General features: G+C 72.0%; 19 protein-coding genes and 1 pseudogene. 9 read left to right on the forward strand and 11 right to left on the reverse strand.

The annotated features are described in order from the left end of the window. Positions 1 to 9 precede the first annotated feature (9 nt). From MQP27_RS01910 to MQP27_RS01925, 4 genes are all read right to left on the reverse strand, one after another. A complete protein-coding gene (locus MQP27_RS01910) occupies positions 10 to 1,113 on the reverse strand; it encodes an FAD-binding oxidoreductase (protein WP_242759988.1) in 1,104 nt (367 codons plus the stop codon). Next, positions 1,110 to 2,366, reverse strand: coding sequence for an aromatic ring-hydroxylating oxygenase subunit alpha (locus tag MQP27_RS01915; RefSeq protein ID WP_242759996.1), 1,257 nt, complete (start codon positions 2,364 to 2,366; stop codon positions 1,110 to 1,112). Before MQP27_RS01915 ends, MQP27_RS01910 begins: the two co-directional genes overlap by 4 nt. A gap of 20 nt (positions 2,367 to 2,386) precedes the next feature. Further along, complete coding sequence (locus MQP27_RS01920) at positions 2,387 to 4,435, reverse strand: NADH:flavin oxidoreductase (protein ID WP_242759998.1); 2,049 nt, start codon at positions 4,433 to 4,435, stop codon at positions 2,387 to 2,389. Between the two features lie 170 nt (positions 4,436 to 4,605). After that, entirely contained in the window at positions 4,606 to 5,388 is a 783-nt protein-coding gene (locus MQP27_RS01925; RefSeq protein ID WP_242760000.1) for an IclR family transcriptional regulator, read from the reverse strand. Positions 5,389 to 5,609: 221 nt separating this feature from the next. Here MQP27_RS01925 and MQP27_RS01930 point away from each other — a divergent pair, with 221 nt between their 5' ends. The 7 genes from MQP27_RS01930 (at position 5,610) to MQP27_RS01960 (ending at position 15,305) form a co-directional block, all read left to right on the forward strand. After that, positions 5,610 to 7,193 carry an ABC transporter substrate-binding protein gene (locus MQP27_RS01930; RefSeq protein ID WP_242760002.1) on the forward strand — a complete coding sequence of 528 codons (1,584 nt, stop codon included), beginning with the start codon at positions 5,610 to 5,612 and terminating at the stop codon, positions 7,191 to 7,193. 2 nt (positions 7,194 to 7,195) lie between these two features. Then, complete coding sequence (locus MQP27_RS01935; protein ID WP_242760004.1) at positions 7,196 to 8,149, forward strand: ABC transporter permease; 954 nt, start codon at positions 7,196 to 7,198, stop codon at positions 8,147 to 8,149. Then, the gene (locus tag MQP27_RS01940) at positions 8,149 to 9,036 is read left to right on the forward strand and encodes an ABC transporter permease (protein WP_242760007.1); all 888 of its coding nucleotides are present in this window, start codon (positions 8,149 to 8,151) and stop codon (positions 9,034 to 9,036) included. Before MQP27_RS01935 ends, MQP27_RS01940 begins: the two co-directional genes overlap by 1 nt. Continuing rightward, on the forward strand, positions 9,036 to 10,763 hold the full coding sequence (locus tag MQP27_RS01945; RefSeq protein WP_242760009.1) for a dipeptide ABC transporter ATP-binding protein: 1,728 nt from the start codon (positions 9,036 to 9,038) through the stop codon (positions 10,761 to 10,763). The genes MQP27_RS01940 and MQP27_RS01945 overlap by 1 nt, the downstream gene beginning before the upstream one ends. Continuing rightward, positions 10,760 to 12,778, forward strand: coding sequence for a CocE/NonD family hydrolase (locus MQP27_RS01950; RefSeq protein WP_242760018.1), 2,019 nt, complete (start codon positions 10,760 to 10,762; stop codon positions 12,776 to 12,778). Before MQP27_RS01945 ends, MQP27_RS01950 begins: the two co-directional genes overlap by 4 nt. Beyond that, entirely contained in the window at positions 12,745 to 13,434 is a 690-nt protein-coding gene (locus MQP27_RS01955; protein WP_242760020.1) for a TetR/AcrR family transcriptional regulator, read from the forward strand. The genes MQP27_RS01950 and MQP27_RS01955 overlap by 34 nt, the downstream gene beginning before the upstream one ends. A 125-nt stretch (positions 13,435 to 13,559) precedes the next feature. Further along, entirely contained in the window at positions 13,560 to 15,305 is a 1,746-nt protein-coding gene (locus tag MQP27_RS01960) for an esterase (protein WP_242760022.1), read from the forward strand. A 33-nt stretch (positions 15,306 to 15,338) separates the two neighbouring features. Here MQP27_RS01960 and MQP27_RS01965 read toward each other — a convergent pair whose 3' ends face one another. Further along, positions 15,339 to 16,316: an ABC transporter substrate-binding protein gene (locus MQP27_RS01965; protein ID WP_242760025.1), complete on the reverse strand. Its 978-nt coding sequence runs from the start codon at positions 16,314 to 16,316 to the stop codon at positions 15,339 to 15,341. A 236-nt stretch (positions 16,317 to 16,552) separates the two neighbouring features. Between MQP27_RS01965 and MQP27_RS01970 the strand changes: the two are divergent. Further along, positions 16,553 to 17,208 (forward strand): annotated as a pseudogene (locus tag MQP27_RS01970) (PaaX family transcriptional regulator). Between the two features lie 70 nt (positions 17,209 to 17,278). Here MQP27_RS01970 and MQP27_RS01975 read toward each other — a convergent pair. Further along, positions 17,279 to 18,145: an LLM class flavin-dependent oxidoreductase gene (locus MQP27_RS01975; RefSeq protein WP_242760027.1), complete on the reverse strand. Its 867-nt coding sequence runs from the start codon at positions 18,143 to 18,145 to the stop codon at positions 17,279 to 17,281. A gap of 239 nt (positions 18,146 to 18,384) precedes the next feature. Here MQP27_RS01975 and MQP27_RS01980 point away from each other — a divergent pair, with 239 nt between their 5' ends. Next, entirely contained in the window at positions 18,385 to 18,909 is a 525-nt protein-coding gene (locus tag MQP27_RS01980) for a hypothetical protein (RefSeq protein WP_242760029.1), read from the forward strand. A gap of 39 nt (positions 18,910 to 18,948) precedes the next feature. Here MQP27_RS01980 and MQP27_RS01985 read toward each other — a convergent pair whose 3' ends face one another. The 5 genes from MQP27_RS01985 to MQP27_RS02005 form a co-directional block, all read right to left on the reverse strand. Next, complete coding sequence (locus MQP27_RS01985; protein WP_242760037.1) at positions 18,949 to 19,392, reverse strand: hypothetical protein; 444 nt, start codon at positions 19,390 to 19,392, stop codon at positions 18,949 to 18,951. Between the two features lie 113 nt (positions 19,393 to 19,505). Next, on the reverse strand, positions 19,506 to 20,933 hold the full coding sequence (locus tag MQP27_RS01990) for an NAD(P)/FAD-dependent oxidoreductase (protein WP_242760039.1): 1,428 nt from the start codon (positions 20,931 to 20,933) through the stop codon (positions 19,506 to 19,508). Continuing rightward, positions 20,926 to 22,110, reverse strand: coding sequence for an MAB_1171c family putative transporter (locus tag MQP27_RS01995; RefSeq protein ID WP_242760041.1), 1,185 nt, complete (start codon positions 22,108 to 22,110; stop codon positions 20,926 to 20,928). Before MQP27_RS01995 ends, MQP27_RS01990 begins: the two co-directional genes overlap by 8 nt. Further along, on the reverse strand, positions 22,107 to 22,712 hold the full coding sequence (locus MQP27_RS02000) for a toxin (protein WP_242760043.1): 606 nt from the start codon (positions 22,710 to 22,712) through the stop codon (positions 22,107 to 22,109). The genes MQP27_RS01995 and MQP27_RS02000 overlap by 4 nt, the downstream gene beginning before the upstream one ends. Before the next feature lie 488 nt (positions 22,713 to 23,200). Continuing rightward, positions 23,201 to 23,917 carry an ANTAR domain-containing protein gene (locus MQP27_RS02005; protein ID WP_242760045.1) on the reverse strand — a complete coding sequence of 239 codons (717 nt, stop codon included), beginning with the start codon at positions 23,915 to 23,917 and terminating at the stop codon, positions 23,201 to 23,203. Positions 23,918 to 24,121: the final 204 nt, after the last annotated feature.

Here is a 24,121-nt window from a genome sequence, read left to right on the forward strand (position 1 = left end):
GCGGCGTCGTCAGGCGTCGACCACGAGATCCTCCCGTGGCTTCGCGCAGCACAGCAGGATCTTGTTCTGGGCGATCTCACGAGGCCGGATGCCCCCGTTGTGCCGCATGTCGACGGACCCGGACAGCAGGGTCGTCTTGCAGGTACCGCACATTCCCTGGGCGCAGGACGCCGGGAGGCTCAGGCCCGCCCGGGAGGCCGCCGCGAGGAGGGAGGTGTCCGCGTCGCAGGTGAGGGTGCGCCGGCTGCGGGTGAACTCGACGGTGTACGACGGGACTTCGGCAGGGTGCGATCGGTCTTCGGCGGTGTCCGTCGGGTCGGCCGGGGGGTCGTCGGCCTGGGGTCGTTCGAAGGTGAAGCTCTCCTCGTGGTGGCGGTCCATGGGGAACCCGGCCGTCGCGAGCAGGTCGCGCACCGCCGCCAGGTAGCCGGCCGGGCCGCAGGTGAAGATCTCCCGTTGGGGGAAGTCGGGGGCGATCTGCCGGAGCATGTCGAGGGTCAGCCGGCCGCGGTGGCCGCCCCAGGGTTCGGTGGGGCCGTCCTCCTCGCAGACGTGCACCACCCGGATGGTGGGCGCGGTGGCGGCGATGAGGTCGAGTTCGCGGCGGAAGAGGATGTCGTCGGGGGTGCGGGCGCTGTGCACGAACACCACGTCGGCCGGGTCCGCGAGGTCGTACAGGGTCCTGGTCATGGCCATCATCGGCGTCGCGCCGCTGCCGCCGGACAGGAAGAGGTACTTCGGCGCGGGGTGCCGGGTGAAGGAGAAGTCCCCGAGCGGGCCCCGCGCCCGTACCGTGCGGCCGGGGAGTAGGTGGTCGTGGAGCCAGTTGGAGACCAGGCCGCCCGGCACCCGCTTCACGGTGACGGTTAGGGAGTGGGGGCGGGTGGGCGGCGAGGAGACGGTGTAGCAGCGCTCGACCGAGCGGCCGTCGATGTCGACGCCGAGGGTGAGGAACTGGCCGGGGTCGTGGCGGAAGAGCCGGGGCTGCGGGGACTGGAGGACGAAGGTCCTGACATCGGGGGTGAGGACGTGGACCTGCTTGCAGACCAGCAGTCCGCCGTAGTCCCCTTCCGTCCAGTCCCCTTCCGCCCAGTCCATCGGGATTTCGGTCATCGTGCGAGGTGCGCCTTCAGTCGGGTCACGTACCAGTTGACGAATGCCTCGACCTGGTACTCGGTGGGGTTGTACGGCCCCGGGAGATACGCGGGGCTGGAGATGCCCTGCTGGGCGCGGGCGACGAGGAGCGCGTCCTGGTCGTTGGTGGCCGTCCACACCCGGGTCAGGGCATCGAGGTCGTAGTCGACGCCCTCGACCGCGTCGGCGTGCACCAGCCAAGTCGTGCGGACCAGGGTGCGGTCCGGGGCGAGCGGGATCACCGAGAAGGTGATCGCGTGGTCGGAGAGGAAGTGGAACCAGGCGTTGGGCTGCATGTGCAGGGACAGACGGCCCAGACGGGGCGTGGTGAAGTCGGACAGGAGCTTGCCGCAGGCCGCCGTGCCGTCCTCGGTGAACGACTCGCCCGCGCCGTCCAGCGGTTCACGCTGGATGCGGAAACCCGTGGCGCGGGTGTCCAGTTCCTCGATCGCGGCGTACGGCAGGCCCAGCGACTCGTACGTCGTCCGGGACTCGGCGTCGGCCTGGAGGTAGCGGTCGTACGCCGGGCGCAGTACCGGCGGCACGTCCTGCTCCGCGTAGCCGTAGACGGGGAAGAGGGAGCACTGGAGCTCCGGGTGGCCGCCGCAGTGGTAGCACTCCCGGTTGTTCTCCATGGTGAGTTTCCAGTTGCCGTTCTCCACGAGGTCGATCTGCGTGGCCACCTTGGCCCGGCGCAGGCCGTGCGGCGCGATGTACGGCTCGATGCGGGCGGCCACCTCGTCGAAGTCGGCGGGGGGCTGCGCCGCGAGGCAGATGAAGACCAGGCCGGCGACCGTGCGGGTGTGCACGGCGCGTAGGCCGAAGCAGGACCGGTCGAAGTCGGGCGGCAGCGACTCCGCGTGCAGCAGCCGGCCGTCCACGCCGTACGTCCAACGGTGGTAACCGCAGACGATGTTGCCGACCGAGCCGCGCTGCTCGTCGAGGATGCGGGCGCCTCGGTGGCGGCACACGTTGTGGAAGGCCCGTACCTCCTCCTCGTCGTCGCGGAGGAGGATCACCGAGTACGGGCCGAGGGTCACGGTCACGTAGTCGCCGGGCTCGGGGAGTTCGGCCTCGGCGGCGACGAACAGCCAGCTCCGGGCGAAGACCGCCTCGATGTCGAGGTCGAAGAACTCCTGCCCGGTGTAGAAGGGGGCTTCGAGGCTCAGGCCGGGGGCGCGGCGGGCCACCAGGTCGGCCGTGCCGGTGGCGGGGGCGGCGAAAGTGGTCAACTTCGTTTCTCCAGAGGGTCTCAGACCGGCAGGCACAGCCGCAGCGCGTCGTAGACGGCGGCGTGGATGTTGCGGCTCGCGACCGCGTCGCCGATGCGGAACAGCTGGTAGCGGCCGGTGTCGTCGCGGACCACCGTCTGCGGTCGGTGGGCGAGCAGCGCGCGGTGGTCCACCTCGCCCAAGTTGCTTGATCCGGACAGGAGTTCGCGGTACAGCTCGTCCGCCGGGAGGGTTCCGTGTTCCACGATCACGTGGTCGACGGTGAGTTCGGTGTCGGCGTCGGTGTAGTCGCTGCTCAGGGTTGCGGTCAGGCGGCCGTCCGGGGCGCGGCGCACGGCGCGCAGGCGGCGGGCGAGGGTGGTCGTGACGTCGTGTTCCGCGAAGACCCGTAGGTAGGCGGGGGAGTTCATGCTGCCGACGTCGGGGGCGAGGGTGCGTTCCGGTGTCACGTAGTGCAGGCGGGCGCCGGACGGGGCGAGCACCTCGACGGCATCGAGGGCGGGGTAGCCGCCATGGTCGTCGTAGATCAGCACCTCGCCCTTCGGGCGCAGTGAGCCGGTCAGTACGTCCCAGGTGTCGGCGACCAGGTCCTCGCCCGCCTCCAGGAAGGTGCAGTTGGGCATGCCGCCGGTGGCGACGACGATCAGGTCGGGGTGTTCGGCGAGTACGTCGGCGGCCTCGGCGTAGGTGCCGAGGCGCAGGTCGACGCCGTGGTGCTTGCACTCGGCGACCCGCCAGTCGACGATGCCGAGCAGGTCGCGGCGGCGGGGGTTGGAGGCCGCGAGCCGGATCTGGCCGCCGGGCAGGTCACCCGCCTCGAACAGCACCACGTCATGGCCGCGTTCGCCTAGGACGCGGGCGGCCTCCAGCCCTGCCGGACCGGCGCCGACGACAACTGCCTTCCTTTGGCGGCCCGTTGTGGCCGGGATGGTGTGGGGCAGGTGGAGCTCCCGTCCGGTCGACGGGTTGTGGACGCATTTCGTGTCGCCCGAGTCGTAGATCGCGTCGAGGCAGTAACTCGCGCCCACGCAAGGGCGGATACGGTCCTCCTGGCCCGCGGCGACCTTGGCGACCAGATGCGGGTCGGCGATCTGGGCGCGGGTCATGCCGACCAGGTCGAGCAGTCCCTCGCGCAGGGCGTACCGCGCGGTGGCGGGATCCGCGATGCGGGCCGCGTGCATCACCGGCACCCGCAGCCGGCGCCGGACCTCGCCGGTGAACTCCAGGAACGGTCCCAGCGGAGTGCCGATCGGCGGGATGGCACGTACCAGCGACGCGTCGCTCTCGATGGAGCCGCGGATGGTGCTGACGAAGTCGATGCCGTCCTCGGTGAAACGCTCGGCGGCCACCAGCGCGTCGTCGAAGGTCAGCCCGCCGGGCCGGACCTCGTCCAGCATCAGCCGGATCCCGACCACGAAGTCCGGGCCGACCGCCTCCCGCACCGCCCGGACCACCCGGCGCGGGAACGCCATGCGGTGCTCCAGGCCGCCGCCGAACTCGTCGTCGCGGTGGTTGGTGGTGGGGGAGAGGAAGCTGTCGAGGAAGTGGCCGTACGCCTCCAACTCGATGCCGTCCAGGCCGCCTTCGCGGCAGCGCAGCGCGGCCGAGACGTAGTCGGCGGTGATCCGGTCGAGGTCCCATGCCTCGGCGGCCTTGGGGAACGCCCGGTGCGCGGGCTCGCGCAGCGGTGAGGCGGAGAGCACCGGCAGCCAGTCGCCGGTGTAGTTGCTGGTACGGCGGCCGAGATGGGTGACCTGGCACATCACCGCGGCCCCGGCCTCGTGCACCTCGTCGGTGAGCCGGCGCAGCCACGGCACGATGTCGTCCCGGTACAGCAGCAGGTTGCCGAAGGCGGGCGGGCTGTCCGGCGAGACCACGGCGGAGCCGCCGATCATGGTCAGGCCGACACCGCCGCGCGCCTTCTCGACGTGGTAGGCGCGGTAACGGTCCTTGGGCAGGCCGTCCTCGCCGAAGGCGGGTTCGTGGGAGGTGCTGACCACCCTGTTGCGCAGGGTGAGGTGTTTGAGGCGGAAGGGCTGGAGCAGGGGATCGAGGCTCTGGGCGGGCATGACCGCTCCTCGGGAGGTGGGGTGCCGACGGCCACGTCAGGGCAGGGGTGGCTGCATGGCCGTAACGGCTGTATCGCATTGCGAAACAGATGCGCGATGCGAGACAAATGGTGGAGTCGCAAACCCGCGGCCGTCAAGAGCCGACCGCGGCCGCCGGTCCCGGTCCGCGGTCAGCCGTTCTTGTGGTGCCCCCGGCGCCACGAGATCCGCGCGCCCGCCTCCCGCACCCGTTCGGCCAGCGCCGGCACGGTGTGCTCGTTGACGCGGAACGTCGGGCCCGAGACGGTGACGGCGGCCACGACCTGGCCGTCCGGCGAGCGCACCGGTGCGGCGATCGCGGCCAGCCCGATCTCGTGCTCCTGCGAGGTGGTGGCGTACCCGCGTTCGCGTACCGTCCGCAACTCGGCCTTCAGCAGCGCCGGTTCGGTGATCGTGTGCGGGGTGTACCGCAAGAGCCCGCGCCCCAGCACCTCGTCGGCCTGCTCCTCGGGCATGTGCGCGAGGAAGAGCTTGCCGGCCGCGGTGGCGTGCAGGGGGCTGCGCTTGCCGACCCAGTCGACGCTGGAGATGGTCGCGCCGCCCATCTCCTGGTCGATGGTGATCACTTCGAGGCCGTCGTGGATCGCGAGGTTCACCGTCTCGCCCACCTCGGCGGCCAGCTCCCGGCAGACCGGGCGGCTGAGCAGGGACAGGTCGCTCTGCCGTCCGGCGCCCGCGGCCAGCTCGACCATGCCGAAGCCGAGGCGGTAGCGCCCGCGCTCGGCGTCCTGCTCGACCAGACCGCGCGACTCCAGGGTGGCCAGGAGCCGGAAGACCGTCGCCTTGTGCAGACCCAGCGCCTCGGCGAGTTCGGTCACTCCGGACGGCCCGCGCCGGGACAGCGACTGGAGGATCGAGACGGCGCGGCCCACCGACTGCACCGAGGTGTCACGGGGCCTTCCGGTGCTGGTCATGGCGGAAAGGATAGCCAGCCGGGCGGCTGCCACCGCGGCCACAACAGCAGTCACCGCCACTGCCGCCACCGCGGCCCGTGGCCCCGCCCCGCCGGTTACGGGTCCGTTTCGCCGGTTAATTCTCCGCGCCCGAGGGTTGGCGGGAAACCGTCCGCTGGCTATCGTTCACGCACTCCACTCAATCGTTCCACTGAACGAATAGCGAGAAGGACGGTCGGCCCATGCCCGACACCCACCACCCAGGACGGCGGTCGTTCCTCACCGCCGGCGCCGCGGGCGCCGCCTGCCTCGGTGCGTCCTGGCTGCTGTCCGGATGCTCGGGCGCGGACGCCGGCACGGTGTTGCCGGCCGCGGCGCCGGGGGGCACCCCGGACCGCGGCGGCACCCTCCGCATCGCCCGGCCGCCCGCCTCGGACGCCGAGACCCTCGACCCGGCAAGCTCCCTGTCGGCGTACGAATACCTCGGCGCCCTCTACAACCGCCTGGTCCGGGTCGGCAGCGACGGCGAACTCGCCCCGGACCTCGCCGAGTCCTGGGAGTCCGACGCCAAGGCCACCACCTGGACCTTCCGGCTCCGCAAGGGCGTCACCTTCCACGACGGCCGGGCCTTCACCTCGGCCGACGCCGCCTACACCCTGCGCCACATCATCGACAAGGCGACCGCGTCCCCGCAGGCCGCCGTCCTTGCCCCGCTCATCGACGCGAAGACCCTGCGCACCCCCGACGCGCACACCCTCGTCGTCCCGCTGAAGTCCCCGAACGCCGAGTTCCCCAGCCTGCTCACGCACTACAACTGCTACGTCGTCCCGGACGGCAGCGCGAAGTCCGTCGGCCGCACCGGCATCGGCACCGGCCCCTTCAAGCTGGAGTCCTTCGCACCCGCAGGCCCCGGCCGCGTCACCGCCTACGCCGACCACTGGGCCGGGCGGCCCGTCCTCGACGCGATCTCCTTTTACTCGGTCGCCGACATGTCGGCCCGCGCCAATGCCCTCCTGGCCGGCCAGGTCGACCTGCTCTCGCAGACCAACCTCGACTTCGCGACGGCCCGGGTGGTCGCCGCCTCCGACCGCGCGACCGTCGCCCGCGTGAAGAACGCCCAGTGGTACGTCCTCCCGATGCTCACCACCGACAAGCCCTTCACCGACGTACGCGTACGCCAGGCGATGAAGCTCGCCTACGACCCCGAGCACGTGGTGAAGGTCGCGCTCCAGGGCGCCGGTACCGCGGGCTGGGACAACCCGGTCCCGCCCGACGACCCGCTGCACATCGCCGCGCACCCGAAGCACGACCCGGAGCAGGCGAAGCACCTGCTCAAGCAGGCCGGTCAGGAGGGTCTGGCGATCGACCTCTACACCTCCGCCTACGACCCCCTGCTCACGCCGATGGCCCTCGCCTACCAGGAGTCCGCCAAGCGGGCCGGCATCCGCATCCGGGTCAAGACGGCCGCCGCGGACTCGTACTACACGCAGATCTGGATGAAGAAGCCGCTGATGGCGACCTACTGGTACACGGGCCGGCCCGTCGACCAGCTCTTCACGCAGATCTTCCGCAGCGGCTCCTCGTACAACGAGACCGCCTGGTCCGACAAGGCCTTCGACACGCTCCTGGACCGCGCCCGCGCCGAGACCGACGACGCCTCGCGCCGCGAACTCTACGGCCAGGCCCAGACGATGGTGATCGAGAAGGGCGGGGCGATGACCCCGATGTTCGCCGACCGGCTCGTGGGGATCTCCCGCAAGGTGCGCGGATACGCCGAGCACGGCTTCGAGTTCGACTACCTCGGCATCGGCCTGAAGGGAGCCTGAGCATGCTCGTGTTCGTCGCCCGCCGACTGGCTGCCGCCATCGGCACGCTGCTCCTCTCCTCCGTCCTGGTCTTCCTCGCCCTGCAGGCCTTGCCCGGCGACGTCGCCACCCAGATCCTCGGCAAGGACGCCACCCCCGACGCGGTCGCCGCCCTGCGCAAGCAACTCGGACTCGACCAGCCTGCCTGGGAGCGCTACTTCGACTGGATCAAGGGCGCTGTGCACGGCGACTTCGGTACGTCGCTGGTCTCCGGCAAGCCGGTGGGCAGCGAGGTCGCCCAGTACCTGGGCAACTCGGCCCTCATCGCCGTCGTCACCATCGTCTTCGCGGTGACCGGGTCCCTCGTGCTGGGCATCCTCGCCGGGCTGTACCGCGACCGCTGGGCCGACCACGTGATCTCCACCGCCAGCCTGGTCGGCATGAGCGTCCCGGAGTTCGTGGTCGCCACCGTCCTGGTGCTGTGCTTCTCGGTCGCGCTGCCGTGGTTCCCGGCGGTCGTCCTGTACGGCCCCGACGCGAGCGTCGGCCAACTCCTGCCCGCCGTATGGCTTCCCGCGCTCGCGCTCGCCATCGTGATGGCCGCCTACATCGTGCGCATGGCCCGCACGTCGGTCATCGATGTCATGGCGAGTGAGTACGTCACCACGGCCCGGCTCAAGGGCCTGTCCACCTGGCGGGTGGTCACCCGGCACGCCCTGCCGAGCGCCCTGCTGCCCACCCTGCACGTCATCGCCCTCAACGTGGCCTGGCTGGTGGGCGGTGTCGCCGTCGTCGAGAACGTCTTCAACTACCCCGGCATCGGCAAGCTGATGCTCACCTCCGTGCAGAACCGGGACCTGCCGGTCGTGCAGGCCGTCGCCCTGATCAGCGCCGTCGTGTACGTCGTCTGCAACCTCGCCGCCGACCTCGGCGCCATGGCCCTCAACCCCAAGCTCCGTACGCGCGGGAGGACTTGATGACCACCCTCGACACCGCCCCACCGGCAGTACCCCAGGCCCGCACCACCGCACGCGCCTGGCGCACCCTGCGCTCCTCCCGAACGGCCCTCGTCGGCCTGGCAATTGTGGGCGTCCACACGCTGATCGCCCTCCTCGCCCCCCTGCTCACCTCCTACGACCCCATCGCCAACGACCCCTCCCACGCCCTCCTCGGATCGAGCTGGTCGCACTGGGCCGGCACCGACCAGTACGGCCGGGACGTCCTCACCCGGGTGCTGTACGGCGGCCGTTACGCGCTCGGCGTCTCCGTCGTCGCCACCGTCATCGCCCTCGCCATCGGCACGGTCATCGGCTGTGCGGCGGCGCTGCGCGGCGGCTGGTTCGACGACGTGCTGGGCCGGATCCTCGACGCGGTGCTGTCGGTGCCGGCCATCCTCGCGCTGCTCGTCGTCGTGACCGCGCTCGGCACCGGCCCGGCGGTCATCGTGATCGCCGTCGCCGTGGTGTTCGTGCCCCAGGTCGTACGGGTGGTGCGGGGCGCGGCGCTGGCCGTCGTACCCGCCGACTACGTGACCGCGGCCCGCGCACGCGGCGAGCGCACCTGGTCGATCCTGTGGCGGGAGGTGCTGCCCAACATCGCCGACGTGGTGTGCGTGGAATTCGCCATGCGGGCCTCCTGGGTCGTGCTGCTGATCTCCTCGCTGTCCTTCCTCGGCTTCGGCGCCGACCCGCCGACCCCCGACTGGGGGCTCATGGTCGCCGAGAACCGCACCGCCATCACCGTCGTCCCGATGGCGAGCCTCGCGCCGATCATCGCCCTGGCCACGCTCGTGGTCGGGCTCAACCTCGCGGCCGACGGCCTGTCCAAGGCGTGGGGCGTGGACCGGATCAGGGAGGGCTCCTGATGGCCCCGATCGTCTCCGTCAACTCCCTCTGTGTTTCCTACCGTTCGGGCGGCCGTGACGTGCCCGTCGTGCACGACGTGTCCTTCGAGGTCGCCGAGGGGCGCACGCTGGCCCTCGTCGGCGAGTCCGGCAGCGGCAAGTCGACCGTCGCGGCCACCCTGCTCGGCCATCTGCGGCACGGCTCGCGCCTGGACGGCGGGAGCGTGCGGGTGGACGGCAAGGACGTGTTCGCCCTGTCCGTACCGGAGTTGCGGCGGCTTCGCGGCGGGACCGTGGCGATGGTCGGCCAGAACGCCGGGCACGCGCTCACCCCGTCCATGCGCGTCGGACGGCAGATCGCCGAGGCAGGCGGCGAGGTCCCGGTCCTCGACCTCCTCGAACAGGTACGGCTGCCCCGCCCCGCCGACCTCGCGCGCCGCTACCCGCACGAACTCTCCGGCGGCCAGCAGCAGCGCGTCGCCATCGCCATGGCCCTCGCGGCCCGCCCCAAGGTCCTCGTCCTCGACGAGCCCACGACCGGCCTCGACGTCGTCACCCAGCGCGGCATCCTCGACCTCGTCACCGCCCTGCGCGACGAACTCGGCCTGGCCGCCGTGCTGGTGAGCCACGACCTCGGGGTGGTCGCGCGGATGGCCGACGAGGTGAGCGTGCTGCGGTCGGGCTGGGTCGTGGAGTCGGCGCCCACCCGCACACTCTTCGCCGGTGCCCAACACGCCTACACCAAGCGCCTGTTGGCGAGTGTGCCGCGCTTGACCGACGACGGGCTCGCCCTTGTCGGGGAGAACGGTGAACGGGAGGTGCGGGCGAAGGCGGTGGTGGACGCGGACGCCCCGGTCGCGGTGTCGGCGACGGACGTCACCATCGACTACGGGACGGCCCGTGCCGTGCACGGTGTCTCCTTCGACGTCCGGCGCGGCGAGATCGTCGCCCTCGTCGGGGAGTCGGGCAGCGGCAAGTCCACCCTCGCCTGGTCCCTCGCCGGTCTGCGCGCCCCCTCGGGCGGCACGATGAGCCACGGCTCCGGCGACCTGGCCAAGCCCGCCCGCGGGCGCCCCACCGCACTACGGCGGTTGGTCCAGCTGGTGTTCCAGAACGCCGACACCTCCCTCAACCCGCGCCGCACGGTCGGCGACGCGATCCGCCGCCCCCTCCGCTTCTTCGGTACCGCCCCCGACCGGCGGCAGGCCGCCACCCGTGCCCTCGACCTCATCCGGGACGTGCGTCTGGACCCGGCACTCGCCGACCGGCTGCCCGCCCAGCTCTCCGGCGGCCAGCGCCAACGCATCGGCATCGCGCGAGCGTTGGCGGGCGAGCCGGACGTACTGATCGCCGACGAGATCACCACCGCGCTGGACGTCTCGGTCCAGGCCGAGGTGCTGCGCCTGCTCGACGACCTGCGCCGGGAACGGCAGTTGGCCTGCCTGTTCATCAGCCACGACCTGGCCGTCGTACGGGGCATCGCCGACCGCGTGCTGGTCCTGCGCCAGGGCGTGGTCGTCGAGGAGGGCCCGACCGAGGCCGTCTTCGCCGACCCGGCCCACCCCTACACCCGGGAGCTGATGGCCGCGGCCCTCGAACCCGACCCCGACGCCGAGCCGTTCGTCGAGGCTGCGCCGGAGTGGCTCGACGCGGCCGAGCCCGACGACGTATGGGCCGATCACGGCGACGGCCACCGCGTCCGCCGCTGGCGCCCGGCCAGCACCTCTGTCCCCGAAGGAGTTTCGTGAAGTACCGCGAGCGGTTCGAGCGCCAGGTCGTGCGCGAGGACGTCTGGATCCCCACCCGCGACGGCAGGGTCCGGCTGCACGCCCGTATCTGGCGCCCGGCCGACGCGGAGGCCGACCCGGTGCCCGCGCTCCTCGAATACCTCCCGTACCGCAAGAGCGACTGGACCGCCCCGCGCGACGCCCAGCGCCACCCCTGGTACGCGGGCCACGGCTACGCCTCCGTCCGCGTCGACATCCGCGGCCACGGCGACAGCGAGGGCACACCCGGCGACGAGTACGACGAACAGGAGCTGGCGGACGGCGTCGACGTCGTCAACTGGCTTGCCCGGCAGCCCTGGTGCACGGGCGAGGTCGGCATGTTCGGCATCTCCTGGGGCGGCTTCAACTCCCTGCAGATCGCGGCTCTGGCGCCCGAACCGCTCAAGGCGATCGTCACCGTCTGCTCCACGGACGACCGCTACGACAACGACGTCCACTACATGGGCGGCGCGGTCCTCGGCATCGACATGCTCGCCTGGGCCGGCACCATGCTCGCTTTCGCCGCCCGCCCGCCGGACCCGGCGAACGTCGGCGCCGACCGCTGGCTGCCGATGTGGCGCGAACGCCTCGACGCCCTCGACCCGTTCATCCACACCTGGCTCGCCCACCAGCAGCGGGACGAGTACTGGCGGCACGGGAGCGTGTGCGAGGACTACGGCGCGGTGCGGGCCGCGGTGTTGGCGGTGGGCGGCTGGAACGACCCGTACCGCGACACGGTGTTGCGGCTGGTGGAGCACCTTCCGGCCGACCGGGTCCGGGGGTTGGTCGGGCCCTGGTCCCACCAGTACCCGGACCGCGGACTGCCGCCCGGCCCGGCGATCGGCTTCCTCCAGGAGACCCTGCGCTGGTGGGACCACTGGCTCAAGGGCGAGGACACGGGCGCGATGCGCGAACCGCTCCTGCGCGCCTGGGTCAACGACCCTGTCCCGCCCGCGACTTCGTACGACGTGATGCCCGGCCGGTGGGTCGGCGACACGGAGTGGCCTTCGCCGCGGGTCACTTGGCAGGAGCGCCCGCTGGGCGTGGACGGCACCCCGCCCGTCCCCGTCCGCTCCCCTCACCACACCGGCATCGACGCGGGCCGTTTCTTCCCGTTCGGCAACGCGAGCGATCTGGCGCCCGACCAGCGGGAGGAGGACGGCCGTTCGGTCTGCCTGGACTCGGCGCCGCTGACCGAACGCGTCGAGATCCTCGGCCGTCCGCGCGTCCGGCTCCGTCTGGACAGCGCCACTCCGCGCGCCCATGTGATCGCCCGCGTGTGCGACGTGGCCCCCGACGGCTCGTCGACCCTCGTCACCCGGGGCGTGCTCAACCTGCTCGCCCGGCACGGACGGGACAAGGCGGTGGAGTGGACGCCGGGCATGTACGAGGACGTCGAGTTCGAGCTGAACGCGACCGGATACGCCTTCCCGCCCGGCCACCGTATCCGGGTCGCCGTATCGGACACGTACTGGCCGTGGGTGTGGCCGCACGGCGAGCGTGGCGAGCTGACCCTGTTGCCGGCCGACAGCGCCCTCCTGCTGCCGGTCCGGTCGGACGGCGAGGAGCCGCCGGTCCGCTTCGAGGAGCCGGAGCAGGCGCCCCCGCTCCCGGTCACGTACGACGTCGCATCCGGGCCGCGCCCGGAACGCCTGGTCACCCATGACGTGGCGGCGGGGGAGTGGACCCTGGAGGTCGACCCGCGCTACGGCGGCTCCCGCACCTACCCCGACGGCCTGCGATACGAGGAGAACGCCCGGGAGACGTACCGTATCCGCAGCGACGACCCGCTTTCGGCCTCGGCCGTCTCCGAGTGGACGATCCGGCTCACCCGCGGTGAGGACGGGGACGAATGGGACGCGGAGATCGTCGCACGGACGGAACTGCGGGCCACGGCCACGGAGTTCGTCATGGACAGTCACCTCGAAGCACGGGCGAACGGAGAGGCAGTGGCCAAGCGCGCATGGCACCGCACCACCCCGAGGACGTCGGGATGAAGGCGGAGAAGAAGGCCGAGAAGAGCCCGCGCCGTGCCGTAGCCGCCGCCGACCGCACCCGGCAGCCCACCGAGGTGCGCCGCAGGCTCATCGTCGAGGCGGCGGTCCCGCTGATCGCGGAGCGGGGCTACGCCTCGGTCGGGGTGCGGGACGTCGCCGCCGCGGCCGGGGTGTCCGTCGGCACGGTCACCTACCACTTCGGCAGCGTGCAGGAGATCCTCTCCGAGGCGATGGTGCTGCAGATCGAGCGGTACTACACGGGGCTGAGCGAGGCCGCGGACCGTGCGACCAGCGGGGCGGAGGGGCTGCGGCTCCTGGTCGACGCGCTGTTCACCGAGGACACCGACCGGCACTGGCGGATGTGGTTCGAGTACTGGAACGTCGGCGAGCACCACCCCGACCCGGCGTTCGCCCGCGGCCAGGACCGCCGCTACGAGAGCTGGCACCGGCAGATCCGAACCCTCGCCGAACGCGCCATCGCCGAAGGCGACCTCACCTCCGCGGACCTGGACGGCTTCACCGTCCGCTTCGCCGCCCTGGCCGACGGCCTGGCCCTGCAACGCCTGCGCCAGACACCGCCGTTGACGGTGGAGGACGCGCGACGGCATCTGCGTCACTTCATCGAGACGGAGCTGGGCCGGGGGCCGGGTTCCTGAGGCAGATCACACGGAGCGACTCTTCTAACATAATTATCATCGAAATTGTCAACAATCTTGGGCCTCCTTCTCTACAGTCTGGGACTCGACAGAGCCCGCACAGCCCGACACAGGGAGGTCCAGGAGTGGACATCAACCGCAGGACGGTCATCCGGAGCGCCGCGGCCGTGGCCGCGTTCGGTATCGCCGAGAGCGCGTCGGGAACGGCTTTCGCCGGCACGGCATCGTCGTCCGGCTCGTCGGGCACGTCCTCGGCGTACTCGCTGGAACTCGACCCGACCGCCTGGTCGTACGACTCGGCCAACGACGTGTACTACCAACTCGGGAAGGTGTACGTCACCAACCCGGCCGCGACGGACTACGAGAACCTGTCGATCTACGTGCCGGGCGCCTACCTGACCGCCACCGCGAACAGCGACGGCACCACGTACACCGCGAAGCCGAACCCGAAGGGCACCGTCGGCGCCTACTCGGGGCGCACGGCGCCGATCGTGATCCCGGTCAACACCCCCGGCTACGCCGCGCAGAAGCCGGCCACGTCCTACAGCTACAGCAGCGTGTCGCAGTACCTGGCGGCCGGGCACATCTACGTGTGGCCGGGCATGCGCGGCAAGGACAGCTCTACCAGCACCCGCAACGACGCGGCGCCCTGGGCGGTGACCGACCTCAAGGCCGCGATCCGCTTCCTGCGGTACAACAAGAGTGTCCTGCCCGGCTCCACGGACGACATCGTCCTGTTCGGCATGAGCGGCGGCGGCGCCCAGGCCAGCGTGGGAGGTTCGTCCGGTGACAGCCCCCTGTACTTCCCCTACCTGCGCTCGCTCGGCGCGGCGATGGAGGACGCGAACGGCCGGCCCCTCAGCGACGCCGTCGCCGGCGTGATGGCCTGGTGCCCGATCACCAACCTGCAGGAGGCCAACCTGTCCTACGAGTGGAACATGGGCCAGTTCGCCTCGACGGGCACGCGCGCGTCCGGCACCTGGACCAGCGCCTACTCGGCGGACCTCGCGAAGGCCTGGCCCAAGTACCTCAACCGGCTGGGGCTGCGCGACGAGCACGGCAGGCGCCTGGAGCTGACCGAGTCCAGCAGCGGCACCTACCTGGCCGGCAGCTACTACGACCACCTGATCGGGGTGATCACCACCTCGCTCAACAACTTCCTCGCCGACAACACCTTCCCGTACACCATCACGACGCAGGGCGGCCCGCCCGGATCGGGCCAGACGGGGACCTCGACCACGTACGAGACGGTCGAGGACTACATCGCCTACCTCAACACCAACAGCACCTGGGTCACCTACGACTCCGCGACCAACACCGCCACGGTGTCCGGCCTCGAAGGCTTCGTCGACAGCCAGAAGAACGCGAACAAGCCGGTCGGCGCGTTCGACGGGTACTCCCGCGGGCAGGGCGAGAACAGCGTCTTCGCGATGGCGCTGAACTCCCCGTCGCACTTCGTGCCGCTCTCCCGCGATGTCATCAAGGCGAACGAGACGAAGTACGCCACGTACTCCGACTGGAACTCCGACTACGGATACGCGGCGTACGACAGCGACTTCGCGAAGAAGGACAGCGTCGGCAAGGACATGGCCTGGCGGGCCGACGCGTACAACCCGCTGTACTACCTCTCGCCCGCCTTCGCCGGCTACCGGCGGTCGCAGGTGGCACGCCACTGGCGCATCCGCACCGGCATCATGCAGGGCGACACCGCCAACACCACCGAGATCAACCTCCAGTTGGCCCTGCTGAACTACGGCATCCGTGACGTCGACTTCGCCACCGTCTGGGCCAAGGCGCACACGCAGGCCGAGCGCACCGGCGACCCGACGACCAACTTCATCGCCTGGGTGGCGTCCGTCACGAAGAAGTGACCTTCAGGGAGGAGTGGCCTTCAGCAGCGGGGGTCACCGGAACAGTGTCTTGAGGTCGGGCTTCTTGTCGCCGAAGATGCCGTCCTGCTCCCCGAGTCGGGCCAGCTTCTCCAGGGAGGCCATGTCGTACTCGGTCGGCCAGGACGGCAGCGTCAGGTCCTTGAGCACCGTCGCGTCGATCTTGGTGTACGTGGTGACGGCCTGACGTGCCTCGTCCGGGTGGGCGTCGGCGTACTTGAGCGACTCGGTCATCGCCGCGGCGAAGTTCTTCACCAACTCCGGGTCGGACTTGGTGAGTCGGGTGGAGGTGAAGTAGGCGGTCAGGGTGAGCTTCGGGTCGGTCTCGGCGAACGGCGAGGTGACGACCCGGTCGCCCTGGGCCTTGGCGATCGTCAGCGCGGGCTCGGCCATCCAGGCCGCGTCCACCTGGCCGCTGCTGACCGCGGCCGGCATCTGGTCGAAGGCCAGCTCGACGAACTTGATCTTCGAGGGATCGCCGCCGTCCTTCCGTACGGCCTCGCGCACGGTGGTGTCGCCGATGTTCTGCAGCGTGTTGACGGCCACCGTCCGGCCCGCGAGGTCCTTCGCGGACTTGATCGGGCTGTCCTTCTTCACCGCCACGCCGCTGACGTCGGTCGTGGTGTTGCCCGTCGTGGCGTCGCCGTTGGCCACCGACGTCACCTGAATTCCCTTGGTCTGGGCGATCATCAGCGAGGTGGTGTTGCTGAACCCGAACTGGAACTGGCCGCTGACCACGCCGGGGACGATCGCGGCGCCGCCCTGGGCGCTCTCCGTCTTCAGTTCGATGCCGCGGTCGGCGAAGAAGCCCTTCTTCCGGCCCAGATACAGCGGCGCCACGTCGACGATCGGGACGATGCCCACCTTCACCTGGGTGGTCCTGCCGCTGCCCGAGGCTGAGGCACCGCTCGTGTCCGCGGGCGAGGATCCGCATGCTGCCGCACCGGCGGCGGTGACCACTGCTGTCGCAAGCCCGAGAATGCGCCGTCGCATGGGGCTCCTCCTGACGGAAAGGTGACCGGGGACGATTCGCTGTGCACAAGTGCGCGCCGAGTCAGGTGAGTTGAGGGGTCGGCCGCGCCCGGGGTCGAGGTGGGTCCGGCGTCCGGGGCGGCGGGCCTGGGCCGTGACGACCGTCGATCTAGAGGTTGTGCACCTTCTTGACGGCCGCAATGTACACGCCTACCTTCGCGGTGTCATGCCCCCCGGCGAGGAGTCCGCAACGTGAAGTGCCGGACGAGCGGAGGCTCGTGGAGCGTTCCCGCGTGACGCCCCTCGGTCGCGTCGGAGTGGGGGAGCAGGCCGTCCGCTCCACCCTCACCCGCACGGTGGGCCGCGGCCTGCTGTGCCGGTGGCAATGACTGGGACGGCACCTGGACCCTGCTCGGCTTCTCGCTCCCCGAGGCCTGGCAGCGCCGGCGCCACGACCTGCGCTCCCGGCTCATCTGGTCCGGCTTCGGCCCCCTCTACAGCGGGCTGTGGATCGCCCCGGGCGAGGGCGACATCTCCGGGACCGTCGCCGAACTCGGCATCGCCGCCCACGTCACGATCTTCCACGCGCACGCCGACGCCGCCACCGACATCGACATGATGATCCGACACCTGGGGCCTGGAGACCATCGCCGCCCGCTACGCCGCCTTCGGCAGATGCTGGACCACCCACGTCGGCGAGGCCACCGGCGACCCGCTCGCCATCCATCTGCGCCTGGTCGCCGACTGGTTGGGCACCATCCGCACGGATCCCCGGCTGCCCGCGCGCCACCTGCCACCCGACTGGCCGGCCCGGCCGGCGGAGACCTTCCGGCGCGTCGCGGAGCAGACGCGGGCGCCGGCCCGCCGGGTGGCCGCCGGACTGCTGGAGACCACCCCGCTGGAATCCCCCTGACCCCGACCGAGCGTCACGGCACGGCGGGCCGTCCGGGCCATCCGGGACACGGCCGAGCGGGTCGCGTCCGTCACCGGCGCGCCAGCACCGCCTCCAGCTGCCGCAACGGCTGTTCGCCCGCGAACCGCAGGACCACCGTGTCCGCGCCGGCCTCCGCCAACTCCCCTACCTTCTGCGCGGCTTGGGCGGCCGGGCCCGCGACCGTGAAGACCTCGTCCTGCGGGCGCCCGAGCCAGGCGGCGTGGCCCTCGGTGTGCGGGTGCAGGGCGCGGGTCACCTCGTCGGGGTCGTCGCCGACGCAGGCGAAGGCGAAGACGGTGAGGGTGTGGTCGGGGCCGGCGCCGCCCTTGGCGATCAGCGCGTGGGCGTTCTCCAGGTCGTCCGGACCGTGCCCCTCGGCGATCACCGTGCCGTCCGCGGCCCGGCCGGAGAGTTCGAGGGAACGGGGGCGTACGACGCCCGCGACCACCGGCGGGACCTCGGCCGGCGGATGCACCAACCCGACGTCGTCCAGGCGGACTTCGCGGCCCGCCAGCTCCACGCGCTCACCCCGCAGCAGCGCTCGTACGGACGTGATCGTCTCCTCCAGGAGGGCCAGCGGGGAGCGTGGCGCGGCGCCCACCTGGGCCATCCACTCCGGCACGCCGTGCCCGATGCCGGCCACCAGGCGGCCCGGGAACACCCTTGCCAGCGTGGCCAGTTCCATCGCCAGCAGGGCAGGGCTGCGCAGTGGGGCGGGGGCGATGCCGATGCCCACGCGGACGCGCCGCGTCGCGCCCAGCGCCACGGCGGCCGCCGACACACCGCCGGCCCACCCGAGATCCTCGACCACCCACACGTCGTCCGCGCCGAGCGCCTCGGCCTGCCGCGCGAACTCGGGCAGTCCCTCGGGGGCCCAGGCGCGGTCGTACATGACACCGATCCGTACGTTCGTCATGCCCCGGAAACTATGCGCCGGTGCCGGATCGATCAACAGCGTCCGGGAGCGGCGGAGGTGTCCAAACGGTTTCCCAACGCCCAAGAGCCCGCCCGGCGTTGGCCAATCGCATGCCATGGCTCGGTAAGGGTTCGGCGAGGTCGTCGAGTATTCACCCAATGGTTCTACCCGCATAGACACTCGCGGTGCTGTCATGCCCACGACCGCCCGGAGCCCCGGGCCGATCGCGGGAGTCCCCCATGCGTCCCACCCGTCGTCTCACCGCCACCACCACGTCCCTGGCGCTCGGCGTCGCCGGTCTCGTCCTCACCACCGGCCCGGCCGCGCACGCGCAGAGCTGCTCGCAGGCCTATCTGCCGCTGCCCGACCCGACCTGCCAGCCCGGCGCCTACAACCCCGACGTCACCCAGAGCACCATCGGCTCGACGATATGCGTCTCGGGCTGGACCGCCACCGTCCGCCCGTCGACGTCGTACACCAACGCCCTGAAGGTCGAGCAGATCGCCGAGTACGGCTACGACGACACCAGCACCTCCGACTACGAGGAGGACCACCTCGTCCCGCTCGAACTCGGCGGCGCGCCCAAGAGCGAGCAGAACCTGTGGCCGGAGCCGCGCTACGGCGACGAGACCGCCACCAGCAAGGACTCCGTCGAGAACAAGCTGAAGAAGGCCGTCTGCAACGGCACGGTGAGCCTCTCCGACGCGCGCGGCGCCATGGCGTCGGACTGGACGACCGCGCTGTCCTCACTCGGCCTCAGCTGAACCCGGCCCGGCCGGACCGGGCCCGGCCGAGTCCGGCCGTCAGCCCACCTGGGCGCGCAGGCCGTCGCGCAGGCGGCGCAGGTCGTCGGCGTGGCGGCCCAGGCCGTTCAGCCGCAGCCGGGCCGCCTCGGTGCGCGGGTCGTGATGGACCGTGAAGGCCAGGTTCAGCGACTCGCGCAGCATCCACAGGTCGTACGCCAGCAGCCGGGCCGCCCGGTCCTGGGCCCGGGCCAGCTCGGGGTCGGTGATCCGCAGGTCCTGCAGCCGGGTGCGCAGCCGGTGCAGGGCGATGCTCTGCAGGCCGCACGCGCGCGCCGTCTGCCGGGAGACCGGCCCCGGTTCGCCGCAGGCGGCCACCGCCCGGTCGGCCGGTGTCTGCGCGGCCACCGCCTCGTCCAGGACGGCGACCAGCGCCAGCACCTGCGCCGGGCGGGACGGGCCGGCCGGAGCGGGACGCCGGGGGAGGCGTAGGGGAATGCGCATGGCTCCTCCTGGTCGCCTCCAGTGTGCCCCTTACGGGCCCGGACCGACTCCGTGAAGCCCGCCGTTCGCGAGGGCGCCCTCTGCCCACGCGTCCCTCGGGACGGACGTCGGTTTCAGCCGGCCGCCGCGCGCTCCTCGTCCGTCAGCGGAGGGGCGTCGAGGTGGGGTCGCTTCGGGCCGAACAGCATCGGGATCAGCATGTCCGGCGAGAAGAGGCGGAGCGCGGGCTTCTCCAGGCTCATCACGTCCAGCAGGGCGCCGAGAGCGCGCGGGTTGCGGGCACCGGTGGCGACCGCGCGGTCGACGAAGCGGGCGAGGAAACGTTCCACTGCGGTGGGCGGGCTGTCGGTGGCGCCGGGGTAGAAGGCGTCCTGGCCGACGGCGAGGTCCCAGGCGGCGGCGACCGGGCGGGCGGTGGCGCGCTGGATGCGGCGGGCGGTGCCGGGGGCCGTGAGGTCGGTCGCGCGCAGGACCTTGCGCAGGGCGAGGGCGGACTGGGCGGCGACGGTGATGCCGTGGCCGTAGACCGGGTTGTAGCCGGCCACCGCGTCGCCGAGGACGGCGAAGCCGTCGGGCCACCGGGGGAGTTTCTCGTAGTAGCGGCGGCGGTTGGCGGTGGAGCGGGTGGTGGCCACCTCGCCCAGCGGCTCGGCGCACTTGATCAGTTCGCCGATCACCGGGTCGCCGAGGGAGAGCGCGAAGTCGGCGAACGCGTCGGCGTCGGCGGTGGGTTCGCCGCCGCGGGTGCCGGAGAGGGTGACGATCCAGCGGTCGCCCTCGACGGGCACGATGATGCCGCCGCGTCCGGGGGTGTTCGCCGGGTTCGCCTGGACGTTGACGAGCGGGAAGTCCCGTTCGGCGGCGGTGCCGGGGGCCCGGTAGAGGCGGGTGGCGTAGGCGACGCCGGCGTTCACCTCGCGCTCGGTGACCTCGGGCAGGCCGAGGCCGGTGAGCCAGCGCGGGGCGTGCGAGCCGCGGCCGGAGGCGTCCACCACCAGGTCGGCCAGGAGGTCGAGTTCCTCGGAGCCGGAGCCGGAGCCGGAGCCGGAGCCGGAGCCGCTGCGGACGCGGACGCCGGTGACCCGGGTGGCGTCGCCCAACAGGGCTTCCGCGGTGGTGTCCTGACGGAGCGTTATCCGGTCGTCGGCCAGGACCCGGGCCCGTATCGCCGCGTCGAGCAGGTCGCGGGTGCAGACCAGGTTGCGGTGGTGGGTGGAGGTGAAGCGGCGGAACCAGATCTCGTTGGGGGCCCGGGAGACCATGTCGCCCATGATGTGGGCCAGTCGGGCACCCCGCGCGACGATCTCCGCGACCAGGCCCGGCAGCAGCTCGTCGAAGGCGCGCACCCCGCCGCTCCACACCAGGTGCGCGTGCCGGGCCTGCGGGACGCCCCGGCGCGGCTCGGGCCCCTCGGGGAGCAGGTCGCGCTCGACGACCGTGACGTCGGCGAACTCGGTCAGCGCGGCTGCGGTGAGCAGGCCGGTGACGCTGGCGCCGATGACGACGGCGGCCGGTCTGCGGGCGGGGAGAGGCTCAGGCATGTGGGATCGGGCTTTCTGTGCTGGTCACCCGCCGGCGGAGGGTGTCGACGATGCGGGGATGACCGAGGGCCCGGGACACGGCCTCGATGTCACCGGTCACCAGGGCCCCGATGCGCGCGCCCGGGGCCCCGGCGGGGTGCGGGGCGCCCGCACGACGGGCGTCGAGCGCGGCCCGGACCACGACGGCACCGGCCGCCGCGTTCGCGCCCGCCGCGCCGTGCGCGGACAGTGCGGCCTCGTACGCCTTGTCGTACAGGCCGGCGTCGAAGTACGGGCCCAGCAGGCGCAGCGCGTCGTGGATGTGCTGGCGGCGCTGCATCAGGCGTAGGTCCAGCGGGGCCCAGAAGCCCAGGCGGGCCGGGGCCGCGGACGCTCCGAGGACGCGTACCGCCCGCCACAGCGGGCGTAGCCGCCGGTGCTCGCGCTGATCTCGTACCCACCGCTGCAGAAACGGCCCGACCTGCGGTACCAGGAAACCGAGCGCGACCAGGATCGCCTCCAGGAGCGCGAAGGGCGGGGCCGCCCGGGTGCTGAGGACGTCCCAGTCGGTACCCGACCAGCGGGCGCCGATCGCGGTCAGCTTCGCCGCGTCGAAGAGCAATCCCGAGGCGTAGCCGAGCTGTTGGAGGACGACGCCCGCCTTCAGCCAGCGGTTGCCGATCTGCGGGAACCACTTCCACAGCAGACAGGCGGCGACCAGGCACGACACCATGTGCGCGGTGAGGTACAGCAGGATGTGCTCGCGCATCCATGGCGTACCGGCGTAGTACGTGTCCAGGTCGTAGATCCGCGGCTCCGGCGTGTCCGCCAGCAGGAACGTCCCCCACAGGGCGGCCACGACACCGGCGTACGCCCAGTAGATCCGGCGCATCCGGCGGGCGCGCCGCTCGGAGGGCTCCTCGCGCCAGCGGATGATCATCGTCAGGCCGGTCGCGCAGAACGCGGTCAGGAACGAGTACGCCCACGGCGAGGCGATGTTGGGCACGCCGGTGAGCCGGTTGAGGCGCTCGATGTTGGCCGGGGTGATGACGACCAGCACGGCGGTGGCGGAGGCCAGCAGCACGGTGGTCGCGCGCACGTCGGGGTCGCGCCAGGCGCGGGCGAGGGTCGGCAGCTTGGCGACGAGCGCGGTGGCGAGCAGGGCGGTGGGTATCCAGTAGGGGATGTGCGGGATCATCGCAGCAGGCGTCCGCCGCGGTTGCCGATCGACAGGTCGATACGGCCCTCGACGGTGGCCGGCGTGACCGGGCCCTGGGCGTAACGGCCGGTCATCCAGGTGCGCACCTCGCGCCCGAAGAGCAGCCCGAAGGTCTCCGCGTCGGCCTCGTGCTCGTCGGCGGAGGCGGACCGGGCCGCGACGGCCAGGCAGGCCTCGCGGGGTACCTCGGGGGTGGCGAGGATCTGCTCCGCGGCCCGGCGCAGCATCTCGGGTGTCTGGCCGGGGGCGTGCGCGCGGGCGGCGGTGGTGAGCGCGTGGCCGTCGCAGGAGCCCTGCTCCTCGTGCCACAATTCGTGGCCCAGGATGACCAGTTGGGCCTCGGGGACGGTGTTCTCCTCGACCACGACGACCGACCGGTCGGCGAAGTCGAGGCGCAGTCCCGACACCGGCAGGTCCGGCGGGAAGGCCCGGAACACCAACTGGACGGGGCGGCCCGCGCGCACGCTCATCGCCCGGCAGAACTCCGCCATCACGGCCCGCGGTTCGGCCGGCCGCCGGATCGACTTCGACGCCTCCGCGGCCAGCGCGGCGAGCAGGGACTTCATCGCCTTGGTGGTCATCGGGCGGGTCCCTCTCCGGGCGGGCCAGGGCGGCGGGCAGCTGTGGTGTTGTGCGGAGTCGCGCGCAGGCAGCATATGTCCGGACCGGCCCCGCCCGCCGACTGTTTCTCGGCCAAAAACGATCGTTTACCCGTACGAAGTCGGGGGGATCTTGGGGTCACCGTCCTCCCCCGGGAGTAGCCGGAATGCATCGGATCCTGCCGGGGAGGCATGGCAGGGGCCTCCGTGGGCACGATGTGCCGAAACGGCGCGCGTACGAGGCTGGTTCACGTCAGCCAGAGGGACACACCGACCCGAGGAGGGCGTCATGAACCGTCAGACCCGTATCCGCGTCCAGCGTCGACCCAGCACGCCCCGCGACACGACGATCGACCGCCGGACCCCGTCCGGCCGGCTGCTGCCGTACTGACGCCATGACGAGGTTCCCGGCGGGCGGCGCGAGACCGCCGTATCGGCGCGGTACGCCGTAGCGGTGCCGCCCGGGAGACTCAGCGCAGGGTGCGTGACGCCGCCGTGCGCAGGGCCCGGCGTACCTCCTGCGGGGGTGGAGGGCCGTCGCCACCGACGCCGGTCGTGACCGCCGCGGCGACGGTGTGCAGCTTGGTGTTGGAGAGCTGGGAGGCCTGCCGCAGGATGTTCCAGGCCTCGTCGGAGCTGCACGCGTGCGTGGCCATCAGGATGCCGCGGGCCTGGTCGATGACCGGCCGCGAGGCGATCGCCCGGCGCAGCTGCTCGACCTCGGTGCGCAGCAGCCGCAGCTGTTCCGCGCGCTCCATGGCGACCGCGGAGACGGCCGGCGCCTCGGTGTCCGGCGATTCGGCCTCCGGCGATTCGGTGTCCGGGTCGGCCGGGCGGGCCGTGCGGTCCAGCGGGTCGGCGGTGTCCAGGCCGGCCAGCTCCAGGATCCGGCGCGGCTGCCCGCTCCAGCGCGTGGCCCGCACCGGGATGCTGCGCCAGTGGCCGTAGGCGTCGAGCAGGTCCAGGAACTGCAGGCCCGCCGTGTCCATGAAGACGACCTGGGCCATGTCCAGGTCGACTTGGCCGGTGTCGGCCGGCAGGTCGTCCAGCGTCCGCGCCAGGGTGTCCGCGCACCCCTGCACCAGCTCCCCGCGCGGCACGAGCACGGCCCGGCCGGCCTCCACACGGCCGCTGATGACCAGGGTGTTCAGCCGTCCCGTGAGTGGAGTGTGTACCGCTGAGATCATGTCTGCGCCTCGTTGCTCCCCGGTAGTCGCCACGACATCGAGTCCCGCCGCCGTGCCGCGCGAAGAGTCCTGGAACCGGCTCCGCGGGGGCCGGGCGGCGCTGTCGGTTCGCCTGCCCGCACGGGCGCCGGGTATACCCGGCCGCTCGCGGAATGGCCGACACCGAACGGGCCCCCGGCCGCCGCTCGCCCTGAGAAGGGGCCC

The organism is Streptomyces cylindrosporus, assembly GCF_022698165.1.
Taxonomy (GTDB): Bacteria; Actinomycetota; Actinomycetes; order Streptomycetales; family Streptomycetaceae; genus Streptomyces; species Streptomyces cylindrosporus.

Coding starts and splice junctions, on each gene's coding strand:
- MQP27_RS01910 (WP_242759988.1), bottom strand. CDS start 1,113: ATGACCGAAATCCCGATGGACTGGGCGGAAGGGGACTGGACGGAAGGG.
- MQP27_RS01965 (WP_242760025.1), bottom strand. CDS start 16,316: ATGCGACGGCGCATTCTCGGGCTTGCGACAGCAGTGGTCACCGCCGCC.
- MQP27_RS01925 (WP_242760000.1), bottom strand. CDS start 5,388: ATGACCAGCACCGGAAGGCCCCGTGACACCTCGGTGCAGTCGGTGGGC.
- MQP27_RS01995 (WP_242760041.1), bottom strand. CDS start 22,110: ATGATCCCGCACATCCCCTACTGGATACCCACCGCCCTGCTCGCCACC.
- MQP27_RS01990 (WP_242760039.1), bottom strand. CDS start 20,933: ATGCCTGAGCCTCTCCCCGCCCGCAGACCGGCCGCCGTCGTCATCGGC.
- MQP27_RS01935 (WP_242760004.1), top strand. CDS start 7,196: ATGCTCGTGTTCGTCGCCCGCCGACTGGCTGCCGCCATCGGCACGCTG.
- MQP27_RS01955 (WP_242760020.1), top strand. CDS start 12,745: ATGGCACCGCACCACCCCGAGGACGTCGGGATGAAGGCGGAGAAGAAG.
- MQP27_RS01945 (WP_242760009.1), top strand. CDS start 9,036: ATGGCCCCGATCGTCTCCGTCAACTCCCTCTGTGTTTCCTACCGTTCG.
- MQP27_RS02000 (WP_242760043.1), bottom strand. CDS start 22,712: ATGACCACCAAGGCGATGAAGTCCCTGCTCGCCGCGCTGGCCGCGGAG.
- MQP27_RS01940 (WP_242760007.1), top strand. CDS start 8,149: ATGACCACCCTCGACACCGCCCCACCGGCAGTACCCCAGGCCCGCACC.
- MQP27_RS02005 (WP_242760045.1), bottom strand. CDS start 23,917: ATGATCTCAGCGGTACACACTCCACTCACGGGACGGCTGAACACCCTG.
- MQP27_RS01980 (WP_242760029.1), top strand. CDS start 18,385: ATGCGTCCCACCCGTCGTCTCACCGCCACCACCACGTCCCTGGCGCTC.
- MQP27_RS01920 (WP_242759998.1), bottom strand. CDS start 4,435: ATGCCCGCCCAGAGCCTCGATCCCCTGCTCCAGCCCTTCCGCCTCAAA.
- MQP27_RS01930 (WP_242760002.1), top strand. CDS start 5,610: ATGCCCGACACCCACCACCCAGGACGGCGGTCGTTCCTCACCGCCGGC.
- MQP27_RS01985 (WP_242760037.1), bottom strand. CDS start 19,392: ATGCGCATTCCCCTACGCCTCCCCCGGCGTCCCGCTCCGGCCGGCCCG.
- MQP27_RS01975 (WP_242760027.1), bottom strand. CDS start 18,145: ATGACGAACGTACGGATCGGTGTCATGTACGACCGCGCCTGGGCCCCC.